The organism is Micromonospora sp. NPDC049529, from assembly GCF_055586685.1.
Map to the genome: position 1 here is coordinate 37,321 of NZ_JBVJHT010000006.1, position 20,475 is coordinate 57,795.

At 72.7% G+C, this 20,475-nt stretch carries 18 protein-coding genes; 5 read left to right on the forward strand and 13 right to left on the reverse strand.

From position 1 onward, the window contains the following. Window positions 1-89 precede the first annotated feature (89 nt). The 3 genes from ACZ6QQ_RS11615 to wzy are packed head-to-tail and all read left to right on the forward strand — an operon-like array spanning window position 90 to window position 3,468. Window positions 90-863 carry a class I SAM-dependent methyltransferase gene (locus ACZ6QQ_RS11615; protein ID WP_465875909.1) on the forward strand — a complete coding sequence of 258 codons (774 nt, stop codon included), beginning with the start codon at window positions 90-92 and terminating at the stop codon, window positions 861-863. Continuing rightward, window positions 860-2,185, forward strand: a complete 1,326-nt coding sequence (locus tag ACZ6QQ_RS11620; RefSeq protein ID WP_465875910.1) for an oligosaccharide flippase family protein — start codon at window positions 860-862, stop codon at window positions 2,183-2,185. The genes ACZ6QQ_RS11615 and ACZ6QQ_RS11620 overlap by 4 nt, the downstream gene beginning before the upstream one ends. Beyond that, a complete protein-coding gene (gene wzy / locus ACZ6QQ_RS11625) occupies window positions 2,176-3,468 on the forward strand; it encodes an O-antigen polysaccharide polymerase Wzy (RefSeq protein WP_465875911.1) in 1,293 nt (430 codons plus the stop codon). Before ACZ6QQ_RS11620 ends, wzy begins: the two co-directional genes overlap by 10 nt. Here wzy and ACZ6QQ_RS11630 read toward each other — a convergent pair whose 3' ends face one another. Genes ACZ6QQ_RS11630 through ACZ6QQ_RS11665 form a run of 8 tightly spaced genes read right to left on the reverse strand, consistent with a single transcriptional unit; the run spans window position 3,469 to window position 12,804 of the window. Then, entirely contained in the window at window positions 3,469-5,118 is a 1,650-nt protein-coding gene (locus ACZ6QQ_RS11630) for a hypothetical protein (protein WP_465875912.1), read from the reverse strand. Further along, window positions 5,085-6,242: a glycosyltransferase family 4 protein gene (locus ACZ6QQ_RS11635; RefSeq protein ID WP_465875913.1), complete on the reverse strand. Its 1,158-nt coding sequence runs from the start codon at window positions 6,240-6,242 to the stop codon at window positions 5,085-5,087. The genes ACZ6QQ_RS11630 and ACZ6QQ_RS11635 overlap by 34 nt, the downstream gene beginning before the upstream one ends. After that, window positions 6,239-7,441, reverse strand: a complete 1,203-nt coding sequence (locus tag ACZ6QQ_RS11640; protein WP_465875914.1) for a glycosyltransferase family 4 protein — start codon at window positions 7,439-7,441, stop codon at window positions 6,239-6,241. The genes ACZ6QQ_RS11635 and ACZ6QQ_RS11640 overlap by 4 nt, the downstream gene beginning before the upstream one ends. After that, window positions 7,438-8,727: a glycosyltransferase gene (locus ACZ6QQ_RS11645; RefSeq protein WP_465875915.1), complete on the reverse strand. Its 1,290-nt coding sequence runs from the start codon at window positions 8,725-8,727 to the stop codon at window positions 7,438-7,440. Before ACZ6QQ_RS11645 ends, ACZ6QQ_RS11640 begins: the two co-directional genes overlap by 4 nt. A 34-nt stretch (window positions 8,728-8,761) precedes the next feature. Further along, on the reverse strand, window positions 8,762-9,397 hold the full coding sequence (locus ACZ6QQ_RS11650; protein ID WP_465875916.1) for a GNAT family N-acetyltransferase: 636 nt from the start codon (window positions 9,395-9,397) through the stop codon (window positions 8,762-8,764). Beyond that, the gene (locus tag ACZ6QQ_RS11655) at window positions 9,391-10,551 is read right to left on the reverse strand and encodes a hypothetical protein (RefSeq protein WP_465875917.1); all 1,161 of its coding nucleotides are present in this window, start codon (window positions 10,549-10,551) and stop codon (window positions 9,391-9,393) included. Before ACZ6QQ_RS11655 ends, ACZ6QQ_RS11650 begins: the two co-directional genes overlap by 7 nt. 4 nt (window positions 10,552-10,555) lie before the next feature. After that, window positions 10,556-11,611: a GNAT family N-acetyltransferase gene (locus ACZ6QQ_RS11660; protein ID WP_465875918.1), complete on the reverse strand. Its 1,056-nt coding sequence runs from the start codon at window positions 11,609-11,611 to the stop codon at window positions 10,556-10,558. After that, window positions 11,608-12,804 carry an aminotransferase class I/II-fold pyridoxal phosphate-dependent enzyme gene (locus ACZ6QQ_RS11665; RefSeq protein ID WP_465875919.1) on the reverse strand — a complete coding sequence of 399 codons (1,197 nt, stop codon included), beginning with the start codon at window positions 12,802-12,804 and terminating at the stop codon, window positions 11,608-11,610. The genes ACZ6QQ_RS11660 and ACZ6QQ_RS11665 overlap by 4 nt, the downstream gene beginning before the upstream one ends. Window positions 12,805-13,049: 245 nt before the next feature. Here ACZ6QQ_RS11665 and ACZ6QQ_RS11670 point away from each other — a divergent pair, with 245 nt between their 5' ends. Together ACZ6QQ_RS11670 and ACZ6QQ_RS11675 are read left to right on the forward strand one after the other, a co-directional pair. Further along, on the forward strand, window positions 13,050-14,324 hold the full coding sequence (locus ACZ6QQ_RS11670; RefSeq protein ID WP_465875920.1) for a lipopolysaccharide biosynthesis protein: 1,275 nt from the start codon (window positions 13,050-13,052) through the stop codon (window positions 14,322-14,324). Between the two features lie 55 nt (window positions 14,325-14,379). Beyond that, window positions 14,380-15,291, forward strand: coding sequence for a pyridoxamine 5'-phosphate oxidase family protein (locus ACZ6QQ_RS11675; RefSeq protein ID WP_465875921.1), 912 nt, complete (start codon window positions 14,380-14,382; stop codon window positions 15,289-15,291). A gap of 30 nt (window positions 15,292-15,321) precedes the next feature. Here the strand turns inward: ACZ6QQ_RS11675 and ACZ6QQ_RS11680 are convergent, their stop codons facing one another. From ACZ6QQ_RS11680 to ACZ6QQ_RS11700, 5 genes are read right to left on the reverse strand one after another with little or no spacing between them, the layout of a single operon-like run. Further along, window positions 15,322-16,164 carry an FkbM family methyltransferase gene (locus ACZ6QQ_RS11680; protein ID WP_465875922.1) on the reverse strand — a complete coding sequence of 281 codons (843 nt, stop codon included), beginning with the start codon at window positions 16,162-16,164 and terminating at the stop codon, window positions 15,322-15,324. Window positions 16,165-16,207: 43 nt separating this feature from the next. Continuing rightward, window positions 16,208-17,254, reverse strand: coding sequence for an NAD-dependent epimerase/dehydratase family protein (locus ACZ6QQ_RS11685; protein WP_465875923.1), 1,047 nt, complete (start codon window positions 17,252-17,254; stop codon window positions 16,208-16,210). Further along, window positions 17,254-18,618 carry a nucleotide sugar dehydrogenase gene (locus ACZ6QQ_RS11690; protein ID WP_465875924.1) on the reverse strand — a complete coding sequence of 455 codons (1,365 nt, stop codon included), beginning with the start codon at window positions 18,616-18,618 and terminating at the stop codon, window positions 17,254-17,256. The genes ACZ6QQ_RS11685 and ACZ6QQ_RS11690 overlap by 1 nt, the downstream gene beginning before the upstream one ends. A 51-nt stretch (window positions 18,619-18,669) precedes the next feature. Next, complete coding sequence (locus ACZ6QQ_RS11695) at window positions 18,670-19,668, reverse strand: NAD-dependent epimerase/dehydratase family protein (protein ID WP_465875925.1); 999 nt, start codon at window positions 19,666-19,668, stop codon at window positions 18,670-18,672. Continuing rightward, complete coding sequence (locus ACZ6QQ_RS11700; RefSeq protein WP_465875926.1) at window positions 19,665-20,444, reverse strand: sugar phosphate nucleotidyltransferase; 780 nt, start codon at window positions 20,442-20,444, stop codon at window positions 19,665-19,667. Before ACZ6QQ_RS11700 ends, ACZ6QQ_RS11695 begins: the two co-directional genes overlap by 4 nt. Between the last annotated feature and the right edge of the window lie 31 nt (window positions 20,445-20,475).

Here is a 20,475-nt window from a genome sequence, read left to right on the forward strand (position 1 = left end):
GTAGCGATTTGATGCGCTTTCGACCGGTTGTGTGATCGGAACACGGATCCGAACATCCGGCCGGGGCGACCGCCGGAAGGGGGGCGGCGATGAAGAGTTCGACGGATCTGACCAGCACCGAATCCTGGGACCAACTGTGGACCCAGCCCAGGTCGGGCGGAGTGGCGAGCCGGGTCAAGCAGCGACTCAAGGCCACCCGGACCTGGCACCAGTTGCTGGCCGACCTGCTCGACAGCACCGGCCGGGAGGGCCCTGTCGACGTACTCGAACTGGGCTGCGCCCCCGGCAGCATGCTGCTGCGACTGCACCAACTGCGGCCGATGCACACCTACCACGGGCTCGACTTCGCTCCCGAGGGCCTGAAGACCGCGCGACGGCTCCTGCACTCGGCCGGCGTACCGGCGAACCTGCGACTCGGCGACGTCCGTACGGCCGAACTGCCGCCGGTCGACCTCGTCCTCTCCTTCGGCCTGGTCGAACACTTCGACGATCCCGCCGAGATCATGGCGCACCACCGGCGTTTCCTCCGCCCCGGCGGGGTCGCCGCGGTGACGGTCCCCAACTACGCGCACCCCGCACTGGTCGCGCTCCTGCGCCGGTTCAGCCCGGAGACGCTCGCCACCCACAACCTGCGGGTGATGTCGGAGGACTCGCTTCGTACAGCGTTCGCGAGCGCGGGGCTGGTCGATATCGTGACCGGGGTGAGCGGCGGACCGACGATGCCGAACTCCCGGGTCCGGCCGGACCTGTCCGGCAGTTCGTACCGGTTCGCCGCCCGCACCTGGAACGCCTGCAGTGGACTGCTGCCGGACGGCTGGCCGTGGTCGGCGAACATCTGGGCCACCGGCGTACAGCCCGGATGATCCTCGACGGCCCCGCGGCCAGCACCGCGACTCCCGCCAGCGCCCCGCCCGTCACCAGCCATGCCGGCCCGGTCGCTGCGCGTTCCGGTGCCGTCGCCGGGCAGATCAGTTGGAGCCTGCTGGGCATCCTGGTCGCCTCCCTGGCGCAGTGGGTGGTGATCGTTGTCCTGGCCAGGTACGGCAACCCGGCCATGGTCGGCCAGTACGCACTCGGCCTGGCCGTGGCGGCACCGATCCTCCTGGTCGCCAGCCTCGCCCTGCGGACAGTGCAGGTGACCGACGCGCGCTCGCGCTTCGGCTTCGACGACTACCTGCGGCTGCGCGTCCTCGGCATGGTCGTGGCCACCGTGGTGATCGCGATCGTCGCCGCCTTCGTCGGCTCGGGCGGTGCCGTGGTGGTGCTGGTCGGCATCGCCAAGGCACTGGACGGCATCGGGGACATCTACCTCGGCCTCTTCCAGCGGCACGGCCGGATGCGCGGCATCAGCCTCTCGATGATCCTCAACGGGGTCGCCACGGTGCTCGCCGTGACGACACTGCTCCTGCTCACCGGCAGTGTGGCGTGGGCGGTGCTGGGCTCGGTCGCCGGATCCGCGCTCGGCGCGGTCGGCTACTGCGTGGTCACCGCGCGCCCGCTGCGCCGCAGCGCCGACCCGGCCGCAGACAGTGCCCCCGAGCGAGGGCCGGGCGGGCGGCTGGTGAGCCTGGCTGCGCTCGCCCTTCCCCTCGGCATCGCCTCCGGCCTCGCCTCGTTCACCATCAACCTGCCGCGCTACCTGGTCGGGCACGAACTGGGGACGGCCGCGCTGGGCATCTTCGCCGCGATCGGGTACGTCGTACTCGCCGCCAACGCCATCTTCGCCGCGGTAGCCCAGACCATGTTGCCCCGGATGTCCAACCTGTACGCGGACGGCCAGGTCACCGCGCTCACCCGGCTCGTCAAGCGACTGGTCCTGGCCACGCTGGGCATCGGCGGACTCGCCGTCGGTACGACCGCGACGCTCGGTCGCCCCGCCCTGAACCTGGTCTACGGCGCCGAGTACGCACGACACGCGTCGGTGCTGACCCTGCTCACCGTGGTGGCCGCGCTCAGCGGGGCGGTCTTCGTCGTCGGCACCGCCCTGTCGGCGCTGCACCGGTTCGGCAACCAGTTCACCGCGAGCGTCGCCACCCTGCTGCTGACCGTGCTCGCCGCGTACCTCCTGATTCCCCGCTACGGGCTCGACGGTGCCGCCTGGACCGTGGTACTGACGGTGGCCGGCGACGGCACGCTCAAGGCGCTGATGCTGCGCCGTGCCCTGAAAGGACGGCCGTGGACCTGAACAGCACCACGGTGATCTGGGCCTGTGTCGCGGGAGCCGTGGCGGTTCCCGTCCTGCTGCTGCTGCGATCCGGGCGCCGGGACGTGCTGCCGTACCTGGCCGGCTACTTCGCCTTCTTCGGCCTCGGCCCGGCGCTCAACCACGTACTCGGTCGGGAGATCTACCAGGGCATCGCGATCGACAAGATCGGCGCCGCGTCGTTCGGTCTGCTGCTCGCCTTCCTCGGCATGCTCGTGGTGGGCGTCGTCGTTCCGGTACGCGGGGAGGCGCTGGACCGGACCCGGATCGACCAACCCGAGCACCGCCTCCCGCTGCTCGTGCCGTTCCTGCTCGCGCTGGCGCTGTACGCGCTGACGATCGTGGCCCTGCACGGTCCGGCGATGCTCGCGGGCAACAAGCTGGACCGCATCACCCTCGCCGGCCCCTGGCACTACGACTATCTGCTGTTGCAGACCATGGCCTGTTCGCTCTACTTCGCCGCCCGCTCGACCCGGCTCGGCACCGTCGCGTACGCGGTGAACGTCGCCTGCTACGTCGGCTACTGCCTGGCCACGAACGAGCGGGACTTCCTCTTCGCGCTGTTCAGCGTCCTGCTGCACGTCCAACTGTTCCGCCGCCGCGCCATGTCGCTGCGCCTGGCGCTGATCGGTGTCGCCGGCGTCGTCCTCGCCACCTTCCTGGCCAGCATCCGCAGCCCCGGCGTCGGGATCGGCACCACCCGGGCGCTGAACGAGGGAACGGTGATGTTCCCGGACACGTACGTGATGAGCCTGGTGCCCCACCAGTTGCCGTTCGCGCACGGCGGGACGTACTGGGACGCGGTGCAGGGTGTGCTGCCCATCGGCCCCCAGTACGCACTCGCCCAGTGGCTGGTCGACTCGTACGCCCCCGGCTCCCCCGGCGGCTACGGCTTCTCGCTCACCGCGGAGGCGTACCTCAACTTCGGCCTGGTCGGCATCCCGGTCGTCTTCGCCGCGTTGACCGCCGTGCAACGCCTCCTCGTCAACCGGGCCGTCCGGGGCGGCTTCTACACGTACGCGAGCGTGCTGTTCACGGTCACCTGGATGTATAACTTCCGGGGCGAAAGCTTCGCCCTGGTGAAGACGCTGGTGTACGGCGCCGTGCTCTACGGGGTGCTGCACCTGTCCGGCAAGGTGCTGCGGACGTACGCTCCCGGTCGTCGTACCCCGGCGCGCGCCGCCGGGCCGGCCGGCAGGATCGGTGGTGACCTGCCCGCCGCCGTGCTCGCCCGAGCGAAACGGGCGACCGGGGGTGCGTCCTAGCTAGTGGAGCACCCGCAGGTCGACCCTGGCATGTGCCGCCCGGCCGGAACTCCGCTTCGATCCGGTGCCGGCCGCCCGCCCCGGCACCGTGAAGGCGAGCAGCACCACCACCGCCAGCGGCACGAACCGGCCGAGCAGGAAGACCACGATGTTGTCCAGGTCGCTGCTGAGCACCAGCACGCTGGCGATGCCGAGCGACGGGGCGAGCAGTTTCGGCACCAGGTCCGGTTGGTCCCGGGCCCGCCGGTACAGCCGCCGGGACCAGCGGACCAGCAGCGCGAGCGGGACGAACGACAACACCGCCCCGGCCGGACCGAAGTTGAGCATCGCCTCGCCTGCGATGCCGTAGATGCGGGTGGCCCACTGGCCGTTGTCCCGGTCGTAGCTGCCCGGCCCGAGCAGGACCTCGGTGCCGATGACCAGCTTGGTGGTCGGGCGCTCCGGCAGCACCCAACCCGGCAGCATCAGCGTGACCGCTCCGAGGTACGTGACGCCGTACCCCAGGTCGCCGTCACCGTGCCGCTTGCGTTCCAGCAGCACCGCCTGCATGTCGGCGCGGGCGAGGTCGTTGAGGAGCACTTTCGGCAGGTCCCGCCCGGTTTCCGAGGAGATCTCCTCGATGCTGCGGTCACCGCGTACGACGTCGACCACCTCGACCCCGGCGCTCTTGTAGAGGCCGTACAGGTACATGAACAGCACGAAGATCAGGCCACAGACCAGCAGCGCCTTGCGGGAGATGGTGAAGACGATCAGGTGGACCAGGATCAGGGCGAGCAGCATCGGCCACACGGTGTTGCTCCGGCTGCCGCGCAGACCACCGACCATGAACTGGACCAGGGCCAGACCGATCAGCAGCCACACCACCAGGGAACGCCGTCGGGCCAGCATCTCCCGCCACCGGACCAGGACCAGGGCGAAGCCGATCAGCGGGAACGACTCGGCCAGCATCAGCAGCCAGCCCATGCCGCTGAGCGCCTCGCGGTCCTGGGTCATCACGGCCAGGAAGCCGCTCAGCCCGCCGAAGACGACGATCTCGAAGCCGAACGCGACCACCCCGGCGGCCACCGCGAGGCAGCCGACCAGGTAGAACCGGGACACGTTGAGTCGCGCGCCCCACGCCGTGTGCCGACCCCGGACCGGGTACGACAGCAACCACCGGTAGATCAGCAGGCCGGTGAGGTTCAGGATCGCCATCGCGCCGAGCGCGTCGCGCCACTCCTGTGGCGGGCTGACGAACAGTCCCCAGTGGTCGAGGGTCACGTGCAGGACCGGGGCCAGGTAGAAGAAGTGCAGCCCGAGCAGGCCGAGCAGGGCCTGCGGGTCGAAGATGTCGAGCTGCCGGCGGACCCAGCGGACCACGTCGAGGGCGATCAGCGCCCCGCAGGCGGTGACCGGGAACAGGAACCAGTGCTGCAACCGGGCGTCGAGGATGGCCAGCATCAGGCTGACCGCCGACACCAGCCCGCCGGCCAGCGCCCAGTTGACGGTCTCCGGCCCCTTCCGGCCGGGCCGTCGGCCGCGACCCGTGGACCCGCCGGGGCCCGCCGCCGGCCGGTTGCCACCTGCCGGTCCGCCCCGGACCGGCAGGTGGGGTGCGTCGATGGTGCGGCCGGCTCTCATCGGCAGCCGACCGTCCAGAGTGTCCGCCACTGTGCGACGGCGTTCGCCAGCAGGAACGGCGACGAGTGCAGGCTCCGGCGGATCTCCTCGCGGGCCACCGGACCGAGCTGGATCTGGGCCACCGCCGCGTCCGCCCACCGGTACGGGCCGTCGGCGAGCGGCAGCAGGGCGAGTCCGCGTACGCGGGGTTCGACCTCGCGCAGGCACGGCAGGTCGGTGGCAAGCACCGGGACCCCGGCGGCCAGTGCCTCCAGCACCACGCCCGGCAGCCCCTCCCGCCGCGACGGCAGCAGCAGCACGTCGGTGGCGGCCAGCACGGAGGCGATCTCGTCGGTCTCCCCGGCGAGCACCACCGACGGGTCGTCGACGATCTCCGGGTACGCCCCGAGCAGGTCGTCGGCGCCGCCCGGACCGACGACGAACAGTCGGGCGTCGGGCCAGCGGGCGCGTACGGCCCGGTGCACCTCGATCAGGAACGGCCGGTTCTTCTCCGGTGCCGACCGGCCCAGGTACGCCAGCACCGGCACGTCGGTCGGCAGCTGCCAGCGGGAGCGGGCCGCCGCGCGTTCCCAACCGCCCACCCGGCTCGGGTCGACACTGTTGTAGAGCACCCGGTAGCGGCGGTCCCCGGTCGGCGGGCCGGCGAGCGCGAGTGCCGCCGTCGTCACCCCGAGCACGTCGGTGGCGACCCGGCGCAGCAGCCGGCGCAGCAGGGCGCGGCGCAGCCGGCGGGTACGGGTGTCGGGGCGGCCGTCGCCCTCGCTCCACATCCGGGCGATCCGTACCGGCACCCCGGCGAGGCGGGCGACGAGCAGGATCACCGCGCTGGTCAGGCTGACGTGGGAGACGACCACGTCCGGTCGCATCGCCCGCAGGCAGCGCCAGAGCCGGGGCCCGAACGTGCGCAGCGGGGTGACCGGGCACTGGGTCACCTCGGCGCCGGTGGCCCGGAAGTCGTCGGCCAGGGTGCCCTCGCGCCCGTTGAGGGTGATGAAGGTCTGCCGCACGTCGGCCGAAGGGATCGCCCGGCACAGGTCCAGCGAGACGGTCTCCGCCCCGCCCCGGTCCAGCCAGCCGATCACGTGCGCGACCCGTACCGCCCGGTCGGTGACCGGTTGCGTGCGCTGGCCCTGGCGGGTGGGTGAGCTGGTCATGCCCGACCACCGACCGGGGTCCGGTGCGCGGTCGCGTCCCGCACCGACCGGTAGAACAGGTCCCGGCGCGGGCGCAGCGAGGCGAGCGAGTAGTCGCGGGCCCGGTTCAGGTTGCGGGCGGAGGCGGCGCCCAGCCGCCCCGGCTGGGTGAGGAACCGCCGGATCGCCTCGGCCAGGGCGGCCGGGTCGTCCGGTGGCACCAGGTCGGCGTCGGCGAGCAGTTCGGGGATGCCACCGGCGGTGGAGCCGACGGCGGGCAGGCCACGGGCCATCGCCTCGATCAACGCCCGGGGCAGGCCCTCGGTCCGGGACGGCATCACCACCAGGTCGGCCGCGTCCAGGTGGGCGCGGACCGCCGCGCCGGCCGGTACGGTGCCGGCGAAGGTGACCCGGTCGGCCACCCCGAGCCCGGCGGCGAGCTGTTCGAGCCGGGGGCGGAACCGGCCGTCGCCGAGGTGCACCAGCCGGGCGTCCACGCCGGTGCCGGTGAGTTGGGCGAGCGCCTCGATCACGGTGTCGATGCCCTTGTAGAGCTGGTCCAGTGAACCGATCGAGATCAGGATGCCCGGCCGCGGCGGGTGTTCGACCTGCCGGGGGCCGGACACGAAGGCGTCGGCGGGCAGGTCCACGCTGGAGTAGGCGGCGCTGACCGTACCGGGTCGGGTCGGGTAACGGGACTGGAGGTGGCGCTCGGTGACGTACGCGACCGCGCCGGCGGACCGGCACAGGTGGCGCAGGCGGGTGGTGCCCCAGTGCCGCAGGAACGGGCGCAGCGGGTGGTCCACCACACCGGGGGCGAACACGTCGTACGGGTCGCCGACGACCTCCACCGCGTACGGCAGCCGTTGCCGTTCCCGCCAGCCGGCCAGAATCGACCCGGTCGGTGACGGTACCCGCAGGATCACCGCGTCGCCAGGCTGGGCGGAGGCGCGGACCGACCGTCGGATCACCCGCCACCGGGCCAGGTACTGGCGCGGGCCGACGTAGTGCGGGACCGGCCAGAGTTCGACCCCCGGACCGTCGACCCGGTGTGATCCGCCGGCCGGCGCGTCGACCTGCCGGATCCGGGCCACCACCCGGACGGTGTCGAACGCCGCCAGGTAGCGGCTGAAGAACGGGTACGCGGGACCGTCCTGGGTCCAGACCGAGCCGTCCGGCGTACGGGAGAACCGGGTCTCGGTGGTCACCACCACTCTCATCGGGACCGCACCCCATCCGCGGTCCGCTCCACGATGTCCGCGATCGCCTCGGCCGCCGGTCCGTGGTCGAAGAACTTCACCATCCGCTCGCGGGCGGCGTCACCCCGGCGGGCCAGTACCCCGGCGTCGAACTCCCGGTACGCCGCCGCCAGCGCCGCCGCGAGCGGCTCGACCTCGCCGGCCGGTACGACCCAGCCACTGGCCTCGTCGACCACCTCGGGCAGCCCTCCGGCGTCGCTGACGATGCTCGGCAGGCTCATCGCGCCCGCCTCGACCGGTGCACCGTGCCCGTCGGACAGCGACGGGCTGACGCTCAGGTCGGACGCGTTGTAGTACGGCCGGACCTCGGTCACCGATTCGAGCCAGGTGATGCTCGGGTCGGCGTCCACCCCGAAGCGCGCGACGAGTTCGTGGCGGTGCCGCTCGCCGACCGGGGAGAAGCCGCCGCCGATCAGCAGCAGGTGGGAGCGGGGGTGTCGGGCGTGGAACGCCTGCCACGCGGGGAGCACGATGTCGTGCCCCTTGATCCCCCGCCCGTGGTACGTCAGCCGCTTGGGTGCGTACACGTAGGCGACCATGACCACGACGAACGCATCCTGGTCGAGACCGAGTTCGGCCCGGATCTTGGCCCGGAGTTCGGCGGCGGTCGGCCCGCCGGAGCCGGTCGGGCGCTGCCCGGCGGAGCGCCGCTGGGCCACCACCGGCTGCCGGTTCGCCGCCGCCGGTCCGGCCGCGGCGCGCTGCTCGGCGACGAAGCGCTCCCGACTGAAGTGGCCGGTGTCGATGCCGGGGGTGGTCGACGGGCGGTGTTCCGGCGGGGCGCCGAGGGCGGCGTAGCGGCGGGAGGTGTACTCGGTGCCGCAGATGATGACGTCGTCCGCCCGCCACAGCCAGCGTTCGACCAGCCGGATGATCCGGGATTCGAGGAAGAGCGGGCCGACGACCACGTGCACCCGACCGAGCCGGAGCCCGACCGAGACGAACCGGGCGGCGAGGGCGGACGCGTACAGGTGGTATTTGAGGATGTCGAGCCGCAGGTCGCGCAGGAGCCGGCGCAGCCGCCACAGGTCGCGCAGTGTCGCCGGGCGGGGCCGGAAGCGGAAGTCGAACGGCGACTCGACCACCTCGAATCCGCGCCGGGTCAGTTCGGCCGGCAGCGGTCCGGGGCCCGGTGGCAGCACCACCAGCACCTGGTGGCCCCGGCGGCGGAGTTCCTCCACCTGTGGCAGGAGCCAACGGCCGCTCTGCCGGTGCTTGTACAGGATGGCCACGCGCAGTCCCGCCACGGTCGGTCCTTTCGGATGAAGGGTCGTACGGTCGTCAGACGCGGGTGGCCGGGTCGAGGTGTCGGGCCGGGTGCTCCGGGACCGGTTGGACCGGCACCGGGGTCTGGCCGCAGGCGCGCTCGACGTACTCCGGGGCGTCGGGCAGGGCCTCGAACTCGGCCCGCAGGATCGCCACCCGGGTCAGGTCGTGCCAGTCGCCCCGGCGGAAGACCGCCTCCCGGTCGGTGCCCTCGACCCGCCAGCCACACCGCCGTACGTAGGCGCCGAAGCTGGCGGCGTTGAAGTCGAGGATGGTGCTGTGCAGCCGGCGCAGCCCGACGTCGTAGAACGCCCAGGCCATGGTCAGCATGATCGAGTCGGAGCCGGCGCCCCTGGGTGTCGTACCGGGCATGAGCTTGACCGCGGTGAGGGCGGACCGGTTGTGCCAGTCGACCTCCCAGAGGCCGGTCAGACCGACCGGTTGCCCGGTGGTCCGGTCGACGACGGTCAGCCGGCGGTTGCGCGGGTCGCGGGACGCACCCTGGAACCACTCCCGCTGGGCGTCGCGCGCCACCGGCCAGTCCCAGCCCACCACGTTGCCGCGCACCTGCGGCGCGTTCGCCAGGTCGGTGAGGAAGTCGAGGTCGTCGGCCTGCATCGGGCGCAGTCCGACCAGTCGGCCGGTCAACATGGTTCTCCTCTCGCCGCAACGGGGCTCGACGCGGTTGTCGGGTGGATCTCGCGCACCAGTTCGGCGACCTGGGCCAGGTCGGAGCCGGTGCAGCGGTAGTCGGTGTGCAGGAAGAGCATCCGGCGGGAGAAACCGACCCACTCGTTCGTGGTCAACTCGACCGGTGCCCGATCGACCGGTGCCCGATCGACCGGTGCCGGGTCGGGGTCGAGCCGCCAGAGCACCGCCGGGTAGACCCGCCGGTCGACCAGCGCGTGCCGGACGGCTTCGCGGCGCCGGTGCGAGTCGAACTCCAGCACCACCCCGAGGGTGTGCGCGCGGGCCCGGAGCCCGGAGAGCCCGGACAGGCCGGCGGCGAGCAGGGCGGCGTTCTCGATCCGGCGGCGGCGCAGCCGGTCGACCGGCAGCACCCGCAGCACCTGCCGGGAGAACTCCGAGATGCCGCTGACGCCGCTGTCCCGGAACAGGTCCTCGCCGGCCGCGTACCGGGCCAGGTACTGCTCCTTGTCCACCGGCCCGCCGGCCAGGTAGGCCGCCTTCAGGTACATCGCGGACAGGACCCGGTCGACCAGGCCCAGGTGCCGGGCGGTCGGCGGACCGGCGGGCGGCACCGGGCGGCCGGTGTCGGACCAGAGCGCCCCGCCGTCGGGCACCGGCAGCGTCTTGCGCAGCGAGGCGAAGACGTAGTCGGCGCGGACCGAGGCGAGCCAGGGCGCGCGCGGATCGTGGGTGGCGTCGACCACCAGCGTCGCACCGGACGCCGCCGGCACCACCGGCGGCGCACCGAAGTACGACACCGCCACCACCGCGTCGGTCGGCTCGGCCGCCGGGGGCGCCCCACCGGTCGGCCCGACCGGGTAGCGCCGGACCGGCAGTACGCCGAGCATCGCGTCGACCACGTCGTCGCAGTAGTACGCGGGCAGGTGCAGCGCGGTCCAGCCGTACTCGCGCCGGCCGAACTCGACCAGGGCGCGCAGGGCCTGACGGCCGGAGCCGAACAGTTCGCCGTACGCACCGGCGGCGGGGGGCGGGTCGGGGTGTGCCGGCGTACCGGCCCAGTCGGGTTCGGCGGGCAGGTGCAGCGGGAAGCTGGAACCGACCTCCCAGCGCGGCCCGAGCAGGGCGGTGCCGGGGTCACGGCGATCGTCGACCATCGGCTCAGCCCCGATCCAGCCGGTAACCCGGGAAGTATCCCGAGCCGCGCAGGTCCTCGACGGTGCGGCCGAGCGTACGGGCGTGGTCGGCGAGCAGGTCGGCGTACCGCTGCTCGTCGAGCACCACCGAGCCGGTCCAGAACGGGGTCCGGCGGCCACCGAAGGCGCGTTTGAACTGGAACAGACCGTCGTCGGCGCGGACTCCGCCGCCGAGGTGGACCAGGGCGCAGCCGCTTTCGGCGGCCCATTCCAGGATGGTCCAGAGCAGCAGGTTGTTGGCACCGTCGCGGACGGTCCTCGGGTCGGAGCCGGCGAGGTGGTAGTGCGCCCGGTCCCGGTGGCGCAGGACGAGGGCGGCGGCGACGACGGTGCCGCCGGGGTCGCGTACCTCGGCGATCAGCAGTGCCTTGCCGAGGCCGTCGACCAGGGCCCGGTAGTAGTCCTCGGCGAACAGGTATCCGGGGGCGCTGCCGACCCGGAGCATCGTCTGCTCGTACAGCTGTCGAAAGGGCGAGCCGGCGGTCACGTCGTCGGGGCCGGCGGCCCGGATGGTCCCGCCGAGGCCGGCGTTGCGGGCCTTGCGGACAGCGGTCCGGGACCGTCCCTCCATCCCGGCCCAGATCGCGGTGCCGCCCCGGTTCACCGGCACGGTGATGGTGTCGGCGCGGCGGGTCAGCTCGACCGTGCCCAGCCGTTGTACGGCGACGACCGAGGCCGGGTCCAGCGGGGAGAACCGGAGGAAGAGGGTGACCAGGCCGAGGTCGCGCCAGTGCTCGACCGCGCCGGTCCAGAACCTGGCCAGTTCGGCCGGGGTGCAGCCGGGGTCGACGTGGATTCCGGAGTAGCCGTACGGGCTGACGCCGTCGGAGGTGGTGTCGTCGAGTCGGCGCAGCACGTACGGCAGCAGGATCCGGTCGGCCCGGTGGACGAGTTGCCAGCTGCCGGGCTCGGTGCCGGCGGCGGCCCGCCCGTAGCCGGCGGTGTAGTAGACGTCCGGGCAGTTCGCCTCGTACCCGGTTCCGTCGGTGTCGCCGGTGACCGGCGCCAGGTCGGTGCTCACCGCCGGGCCAGGAACTGCTCGACGGCGTGGAAGACCCGGCCCGTCTGGGTCTCGTCCAGCGCCGAACCGCTGGGCAGGGTGAGCCCGTCCTCGAAGAGGCGCTGGGCGGCGCCGGTGAGCACCGCACGGGACTGGTTGAAGACCGGTTGCAGGTGCATGGGTTTCCACACCGGACGGGATTCGATGTCGTGCTCGGCGAGGTGGGCGCCGAGCTGATCGGCCCGCCAGCCGGCCCGGTCGGGGTCCACGACGATCGTGGTGAGCCAGCAGTTGGCGCCGCGCGCGCCGGCCCCGTCGGCCGCGATCCGGACCCCGGCCGGTCGACCGTCGCCGCCGGGCCGGTGGTCGTCGCCCTCACCGAGCAGCCGTACGCCGGGGACGGCGGCGAAGAGTTTGGCGTACCGTTCGCGCAGTTCGCGGCGGCGGGTGAGCATCTCGTCCAGCCGGCTGAGCTGGGCCCGGCCGAGGGCGGCGAGCAGGTTGCTGAGCCGGTAGTTGTAGCCGACGTCGTGGTGTTCGTAGTGCGGGACGGGTTGCCGGGCCTGGGTGGCGAGGTGCCGGCTGCGGGCGATGAGTCCGGCGTCGTCGGAGACGAGCATGCCGCCACCCGAGGTGGTGATGATCTTGTTGCCGTTGAACGAGAACGCGGTGATCCGCCCGAACGACCCGGCCGGCCGGCCCCGGTACGTCGCTCCCAGTGACTCGGCCGCGTCGACCAGCACCGGTACCCGGGCGGCGGCGCAGACCGGCAGGAGTTCGTCGTAGTCGGCGCAGGCGCCGAACATGTCCACCGGCACGACCGCGGCGACCCGGCGGCCGGCGGCGCGCAGCCGGTGCAGCAGGTCGGCGAGGAGGTTGACGTCGATGTTTCCGGTGGCCGGTTCGCAGTCCACGAAGACCGGTTCGGCACCGGTGTAGACCACGGCGTTGGCCGTGGCGACGAAGGTGAGCGTGGGCACCACCACCACCTCGCCGGGGCCGGCGCCGAGGGCGAGCAGGGCGAGGTGCAGGGCGGCGGTGCCGGAGCTGACCGCGACCGCGTGGGCGGCGCCGACCCGGTCGGCGACCTCGCGCTCGAACGCGTCGACCTCCGGGCCGACCGGTGCCACCCAGCCCGAGCGCAGCGCCCGGACCAGGTATGACTCCTCCAGCGCGCCGACGTCGGGCGGGGACAGGTGCACCCGGCCGGTCATCGTGCTGGCGCCCGGTCGGGGACGGCAGCACGCCGCCCGGAGTTGCCAGGACGAAGCTTCACAGGCACAGCCTCCGACCCCAAACGCTCCCAAAGTATCCAAAGGGTTTGTATCAGTTCGAGCCGCGTACAAGGGCGCGTTTTGGCTATTCTGGTCGAATTGACAGGTCTGCCCGGACAAGGCGGTACAGCATGGAGAACGCGGGAACGGGCAGACAGGTCGCGGGCCAGCGCCGACGATCTCCGGTGGCCTTCCTGACCGGGTCCAGCCTCGCCCAGTCGGCCAGCTACGCGCTGGCTGCCGTACTGGCCAGCGCGTTGCTCGGGCCGCACCAGCGCGGGCTGATGGTGCTGGGCATCACCACCGGCAGCATCGCCGGCCTGCTCTCCGGACTCGGCACCGGCTCCGCCCTGCGCTCCCGCCTGCCCACCGTCACCGGTACGCCGGCCGGGCGGCGCCTGCTCGCCTCGTACACCTGGTGGTCGATCGTCTCGGCGGTGACCGGGGGCGGGCTGGCCGTGGCGCTGTCGATCCTCTCCGCCCCGCTGATCGATCCCGGACTCGCCGAGCCGCCGTTCCTGGTCGCCGTCGGAGTGGTCACGGTCGGCTACGTGGCACTGACCCAGTTCCCCGACGTCTGGTACGCCGCCGGCCGGTTCCGCGCCGGCAGCGGCTGGGCGGCCGTCGTCGCCGCCGGTGGGCTGCTCGGCCTGCTGGCCGGGGCCCTGCTCGACCGCACCGCCTGGGTCCTGCTGCTGGCCCAGGGGCTCGGCATGGTGGCGGGCGCGGCGCTCCAGTGCGCCCGGCTGCGGCTGGTCGGGCTGGTCCCGCTGCGCTCCCCCGGCCCGGCCGAACTGGTCGACCTGCTCCGGCACGGCCTCCGGGCGCTCGGGCTGACCATGGGACTGGCACTGGCCCTGCGCGCCGACCGGTACGTGCTCGGCGCGGTGGCCGGCGCCGCCACGGTCGGCATCTACTCGGTCGCCGCCACCCTGAGCGAGGGTCCCCGGGTGGTGCCGGCCGCCCTGGGACAGCTCGTCAACCGGGAGGTGGCGCTCGGCGGCGGACTGTCCCGGGTGGTCCGGGCCCGGCGTACCGCCCTGCTGGCGGCGACGCTCGCGGGCCTGGTGGTGGCGGTCGGCGGCTGGTTCCTGGTCGTCCCGGTGTTCGGCCCGGAGTTCGCCGACGCCCGCCCGCTGCTGCTGGTGCTGCTGGTCGCCGAGATCGCCTTCGCGCCGTTCGCGGTGGCCAGCCGGGCCCTGCTGGGTGGCGGCTGGATGACCACCGCCGGGCTGCTCGGCGCGGGCGGCAGTGTCGCCGCGCTGATCCTGTTCGTGCTCGCCATCCCGCTCTGGGGCGGGTACGGCGCCGCCATCGCCTGCATCGTCACGTACGCCGGGCTGTCGGTCGCCTCCTGGCGGCTGCTGCGCCGCCGGCTCGGCCACGGCAACGTCGCACCCCGTCCACGTGAGACGGTCTCACCACCGATCCGGATCGGACGGTCCTCGTCGGGTTGGTGAGGGAGGGCGGGCGGCGGTTCGCCCGTCCCGGATGTCCCGGTTAGGATGCCTGCCCGTGGCAGTCATCGATCACTCCCTGGCCGGCATCATCGACGCGTACCGGACCTGTGAGTTCGCCACGCTCGCCCGCGACGGCACCCCGATCACCTGGCCCACGGCGGTGCACCGCCGTCCGGACGGGACACTGCTGATCACCACGTCGCTCGGGTTCCCGCAGAAGGCGTTGAACGTACGCCGGGACGGGCGCGTCGCCCTGCTCTTCTCCGACCCGACCGGAAGCGGCCTCACCGATCCGCCGCAGGTGCTGGTCACCGGGACCGCGAGCTGCCCGGACGAGATCGTGACCGGCCCGGAGGGGTTGGAGGCGTACTGGGCGACCATGTTCGAGCGGCAGCCGGACAGCCGGATCTACCTCCGCGCGCCGGTACGGTGGCTGATGGACTGGTACTACCTGCGGCTGCTCATCACGGTCACGCCGGACAGCGTCCGTACCCGCGACCCACTGCCGCCGCCGACGACGACGGACGGGCCGGTGGACGGAGCCGACCGGCTCCCCGGTGCCGAGCTGGTCGCCCGCTTCCCTAGCGCGGTGCTCGGCGCCCGTGCCGCCGACGGCACGCCGGTGCTGTTGCGTACCCGCCCGGTTCCTCGCGCCGACGGGTACGCCGTGCAGGTTCCCGCCGACGCCGACGTCACACCGGGGCCGGCGAGCCTGCTGGTGCACCGGCACGACGACAGGCTCGCCAACCTCGACAACGCGCTCGTCCGTGGCCGGCTGGAGTACCGCGCCGACGGTTGGCTGCTGGTGCCCTCCCGGGTGGTGGAGCCCTCGCCCGGCAACGACGTCCGGTCCGCGCTGCGTACGCTGCGCGTCACCCGCCGGGCCGCCCGGTCCTATCTGGAGCGTCGCGGCCTCGCCCGGCCCCGCGTACGGTGGGACCGGTTCCGCTCGCTCGCCGGGGACTGAGCCGTTCGGGATCGGGGCGGTGCGGCGGGGTCAGGGGCGGGAGGCGTAGACGTAGTAGCGGACCCAGGGCCGGGGGTCGTGCGGGCGGGTCCGGATGGTGTAGCCGGCGGTCCGCAGCAGGTCGGTGACCGGGCCGAAGGTCCGTTGCCAGGACCGGTCCGTGCCGTCGTCGTACGGGGGTTCGGACAGGAAGTCGTGGCAGGAGACGACCAGGTTCTCCACGATCGCGAGCTGGTCCAGCGACTTCTCCAGCACCGGCAGTTCGGCGCCCTCGATGTTCATCTTGAGCAGGTCGATCCGGTCCACCCCGAGCTTGCGTACGATCTCGCCGAGCGTACGGCCGACGACCTCGATCCCGCCGGTGCCCTCGCCGGTCAGCCCGTTGCGGATGTGGTCGACCCGGTCGTCGTCGAGGTGCACCGCGCCGGGGTCGCCGACCACGGCGCACTCCAGCGCGGTCACGTTCGACAGGTTGTTCAGCTCGACCGTACGGCGCAGGCAGGCGAAGGTCCGGGGGTGCGCCTCGATGCTGACCACCCGGCCGGCGAGCCCGACCAGTCGGGACAGCAGCCGGACCTCGCTGCCGACCCCGGCTCCGACGTCGAAGACGGTGTCGCCGGGTTGTGGCTGGTAGTCGAAGAGGAAGACGTCCTGGGTGGCCTGGTCCTGGGCGCGGGCCGTCGGGCCGCCGAGGGTGGTGTTGACCACGACGCCGGTCGGGTAGCGGTGTACCCAGTGGCCTTCGGCGTAGCGGACCCGGCAGCGGGACTGGGAGCGGGCGGACAGGAACAGCGAGCCGAGGCCGGCGACGACCCGCCGGTCGACCCGCTCGTCCAGGGTGTCGAAGAGCCGTTTCCGGAGGCTGGTCGGCATGGTCTTGGTTCCGTTCTTCCTGCTCGGCGGTGGGCCGGGCGGCTCAGTGAGCCGGGCTGACCAGCGGGGCCGGCTGCCGGGGCACGGCCTCGATCCCCTCGGGCCCGGTGGTGGTGGCGGTGTCGGTGCGGTTCAGCCACTCGCGGTACCACTCGAAGGTGCGGCGTACGCCGTCGGCCAGTGGCACGGTCGGTTCGAAGCCGGTGAGTCGACGCAGTTTGCCCAGGTCGGGGCTGCGCCGGGTGACCGAGCCGGGTGGCGCCGGCAGCCGTTGGATGGTCGGGCTGACCCCGGCCAGGTCCAGCACCAGGTAGGCCAGGTCGGCGATGTTGGTCTCGGCGCTGTCGTCGCCGATGTGCACGATCTCGCCGGTCACGTCCGGGCGGGCCATCAGCCGCAGCATCGCCTCGACGGCGTCGTCGACGTAACAGAAGGCGCGGTACTGGTCGGCGCCCCAGACCCGGAACGGGTCCTCGCCGCGCATCGCCCGCAGGGCCATCTCCGGGATGACGTGGTCGGTGCCCATCCTCGGGCCGTAGACGTTGTGGAACCGGCCGACGACGGCGGTGCAGTCCCTGACGGCGGCACCGTGGATGAAGGCCGCCTCGCCGAGCAGCTTGCTGATCGCGTACGCGAACCGGGGCGAGGTCACGTCGGCCACCATCACCGGCACGTCCTCGGCGGTGGGTACGGCCACGATGCCGGCGTCGACGCCTCCGGCGTACACCTCGCTGGTGGAGCTGAAGAAGATCCGCTCGCCGGGGCTGACCCAGTCCAGCAGGTGCAGGGCGGTGAGCGTGTTGACCCGGATCACCCGGGACGGGTCGGCTTCGACGTTGCGTACGCCGACGACGGCGGCGAGCAGGTAGATCTGGTCGTAGCCTCGGGGCAGTTCGGCCCAGGCCCGCGCGCTGGTGAGGTCGGCGGAGCGGACGTCGACGGCGGGATGCGTGCGCAGCGCGGCGATCCGCTCGTCGTCGCGGCCCCGGGAGAAGTCGTCGACGATGGTGACCGTGTGCCCGTCGGCGACCAGCCGGTCGGCGAGGTGCAGGCCGACGAAACCGGCTCCGCCGAGGATCAGCGCGCGCATCAGGCACCTCTCGCCGGGATGGGCACGGGTGAGTCCGCCGAGACCGGTGCCGGTGTGGCCCTACGCGGATACGGCAGGTAGCCGATGCCGGCGTAGCGGATGCCGGCGGCGGTGATCGCGGCCTCGTCCAGGATCCGCCAGGAGTCGTAGATCAGGGCCGGTCGCTGGCTGCCCCCGCCGAGCAGGGTCTCGATCCGGATCGCCCGGTAGTCGGGGTGGTCGTTGACGAGCAGGACCGCGTCGGCGTCGCTGAACGCCTTGTCGATGCTGGTCGGCTCGCCGCCGTAGCGGTGGATCACCTCGTCCGGGACCATCGGGTCGTGGCCGACGACGGTCAGTCCGGCGGACCGGAACACCGGCATCATGGTGGCGATCGGGGTGCCGCGCATGTCGTCGGTGGGCGGCCAGCCCTTGTAGGCCCACCCGAGTACGGCCAGCCGGGCACCGACCGTGCCGCCGCGTACCTGGCGGAGCAGGTCGACGACCCGGTGGGCGACGTGTACGGGCAGGTACTCGTTGAGTCGCCGGGCGGCGCCGACCAGGAACGGGCCGGGCTCGCCACCGGCACTGTTGATCATGATGTACGGGTCCTTGGAGAGGCAGCCGCCGCCGACGTACCCCGGCTTGCTCAGGTCCGGCCGGGGGTAGTCCAGGTTGGCGGCTCCGATCACCTCCAGCGGGTCGAGCCCGTGCCGTTCGGCGATCAGCGCCAGCTCGTTGCCGAACGAGTAGATCAGGTCGGTGTGGCAGTTGTTGGAGAGCTTGACCAGTTCGGCCGCCTCCAGGCTGGACACCGGTACGACCTGGGTGGCGAGCCCGCCGAAGAAGTCGATGCCGGCCCGCAGCGAGTCGTCGTCGAGCCCGCCGACGACCTGCGGCAGCTCGACGAGTTCCCGCAGCGCCTGGCCCTGGATGGTCCGCTCGGGTGCCATCACCAGCTTGGCCCGGCCCCAGGCGGCGAGCAGCGCGGGCAGCACCACCCGGCGACTGGTTCCGACCGGTACGGTGCTGCGGACCACCACGAGCGTGTCCGGCCCGCACCACTCGGCGACCTGTTCGGCGGCGGCGGCGAGGTTGGTCAGGTCGGGTTGCCGGGTGCGGTCGTCCACCGGGGTGGAGACGGAGATGACCGCCACGTCGACGTCGGCCGGCAGTTCGGTGCGGACGAAGACGCTGGTGCCGACGGTTTCGGCGAACACCTCCTCGATACCGGGTTCGAAGAGGTGGACCCGGCCGGCGCGCAGTGCCTCCCGGACCGCCGGGGAGGTGTCCACCCCGTGTACCTCGTAACCCTTGCGGGCGAGCGCGGCCGCCAGGGTCAGGCCGACATAGCCGAGTCCGACGACCCCGATCTTTCCGTACAACTCCGGCCTCCTTGGTGAGAATGCGTCGGGAAAGGCGCACGCCGCCGCCGATCAGGCGGTGGCCCCGCTGGTCAGTGGTGTCCGGGTGGGACCGCCACCGGTGGCGACAACGGTGGCGCCACCGGTGGCGGTGGCGGAGTCGGGACCGATGCCGGTGGCGGCGGCGACCGCCGCGTCCCACAGGTCCCGGACCGAATCGACCAGGTCGTGGCCGGGTGCCCAGCCGAGCACCCGCAGCGCGAGCGAGTTGTCCCCGCACATCCAGGGCACGTTCGCCGTTCGGGCCGCCGAGGCGGCCGGGTCCTCCTCGCGGATGGTGCCGTTGAACCCGGCCGTCCGGGCGAGCAGCCGGACCGCGTGCCGGGTGGCGACGGCGTGCCCGCTGGAGATGTTGAAGACGGGCTGGGGCGGCTCGGGCACGCCGATGACGGCCCGGACCGCGAGCGCCACGTCGCGGACGTCGACAAAATCCCGGTACGCCCCGAGCGGGCCCAGTCCGATCTCCGGTTCCCCGGTCTCGGCGGCCGCCAGCAGCAGTGCCGCCGCCCGGCCGAGCACGTTCTCGGTGGACAGTCCGGGGCCGATCGGGTTGAACACCCGCAGCACCACCGCGTCGATCCGGCCGGTGGACCGGGCCAGTTCGACCAGTCGGGTGCCGGCCAGGTGGCTGAGTCCGTACGCGCTGACCGGGGCGGCGGGTTCGTCCTCGGCGATCGGCGTACCGAATCCGACGACGCCGTACTCGCCGGCCGAGCCGAGCCGGACCAGTCGGGCCCGGGGGGCGCCGGTCGCGACCGCCTCGACGAGTTTGGCGGTGACCAGGGTGTGCGCGTGCACCATCGCCGGCCCGTCGCCGGTGAGCTGTCCGGTGCAGTTGACCACGGCGTCCGGGCGGGCCGCGTGGACGAGCTCGGTCAGTTCCGCGACCTCGGTGGCGAGCAGGTCGCACTCGGCCCGACCGGGGCAGATCAGCTCCGTGTCGGGTTCGAGTACGGCCCGGACCCGCGCGCCGAGGAAGCCGGACGCGCCGAAGAGCAGGACCCGGCTCACACCGGCTCCCGTACCCCGGCGGGGAGCAGGGCCGCGCGGACGTCGTCGAAGGTCCGGTTCGCCTCGTCGTAGTCCTCGGGGCGGCCGATGTCGAGCCAGTAGCCGTCGAACGGGTAGCTGGCCGGCTGCCGTCCCGAGCGGAGCAGGTCGATCATGAGCTGGTCGAAGCCGAACGGCAGTCCGACCGGGTACGCCGCGATGGTGTCCCGGGACAGCCCGTAGAGGCCCATGCTGACCTCGTAGTCGAGGGTGGGCTTCTCGACGAACTCGACCACCCGGTCGCCCCGGCTGACCAGCACCCCGAAGTCGATTTTCACGCTGCGCCGGAAGGTCGCCACGGTCAGCGGTGCGCCCGAGCCGCTGTGCGCGGCCAGCAGGTCGGCGTAGTTGATGTCGGTGAGGATGTCGCCGTTCATCACCAGGAAGTGCTCGGGCAGCCGGTCACGGAGTCCGAACAGCGGGCCGACGGTGGACAGCGGTACGCGTTCCTCCGCGTAGTCCACCCGCAGACCGTACCGGGATCCGTCGCCGACGAAGGCGCGGATCAGCGATCCCATGTGGTTGATCGCCAGGGTGGCGTGGGTGAACCCGCATTCGGCCAGTTGGAGCAGGACGATCTCCAGGATCGCGTGGCTGTCCCCGATCGGCACCAGCGGCTTCGGCAGCGACGTGGTGTACGGACGCAGCCGAACTCCCTTGCCACCGGCCATGATCACCACGTGCATCTCGTCCCCCACGCTCCTTCCCACCTGCCGGGACCGGTCCTCTGTCGTCAACGACGGCACCACCGCCGAGTCACGCAAATAG

What these genes read in the sequence shown, in the direction of transcription:
- ACZ6QQ_RS11615 (WP_465875909.1), top strand. Translation starts at nt 90, where the DNA reads ATGAAGAGTTCGACGGATCTGACCAGCACCGAATCCTGGGACCAACTG.
- ACZ6QQ_RS11620 (WP_465875910.1), top strand. Translation starts at nt 860, where the DNA reads ATGATCCTCGACGGCCCCGCGGCCAGCACCGCGACTCCCGCCAGCGCC.
- ACZ6QQ_RS11635 (WP_465875913.1), bottom strand. Translation starts at nt 6,242, where the DNA reads ATGACCAGCTCACCCACCCGCCAGGGCCAGCGCACGCAACCGGTCACC.
- ACZ6QQ_RS11640 (WP_465875914.1), bottom strand. Translation starts at nt 7,441, where the DNA reads ATGAGAGTGGTGGTGACCACCGAGACCCGGTTCTCCCGTACGCCGGAC.
- ACZ6QQ_RS11650 (WP_465875916.1), bottom strand. Translation starts at nt 9,397, where the DNA reads ATGTTGACCGGCCGACTGGTCGGACTGCGCCCGATGCAGGCCGACGAC.
- ACZ6QQ_RS11655 (WP_465875917.1), bottom strand. Translation starts at nt 10,551, where the DNA reads ATGGTCGACGATCGCCGTGACCCCGGCACCGCCCTGCTCGGGCCGCGC.
- ACZ6QQ_RS11665 (WP_465875919.1), bottom strand. Translation starts at nt 12,804, where the DNA reads ATGACCGGCCGGGTGCACCTGTCCCCGCCCGACGTCGGCGCGCTGGAG.
- ACZ6QQ_RS11680 (WP_465875922.1), bottom strand. Translation starts at nt 16,164, where the DNA reads ATGCCGACCAGCCTCCGGAAACGGCTCTTCGACACCCTGGACGAGCGG.
- ACZ6QQ_RS11685 (WP_465875923.1), bottom strand. Translation starts at nt 17,254, where the DNA reads ATGCGCGCGCTGATCCTCGGCGGAGCCGGTTTCGTCGGCCTGCACCTC.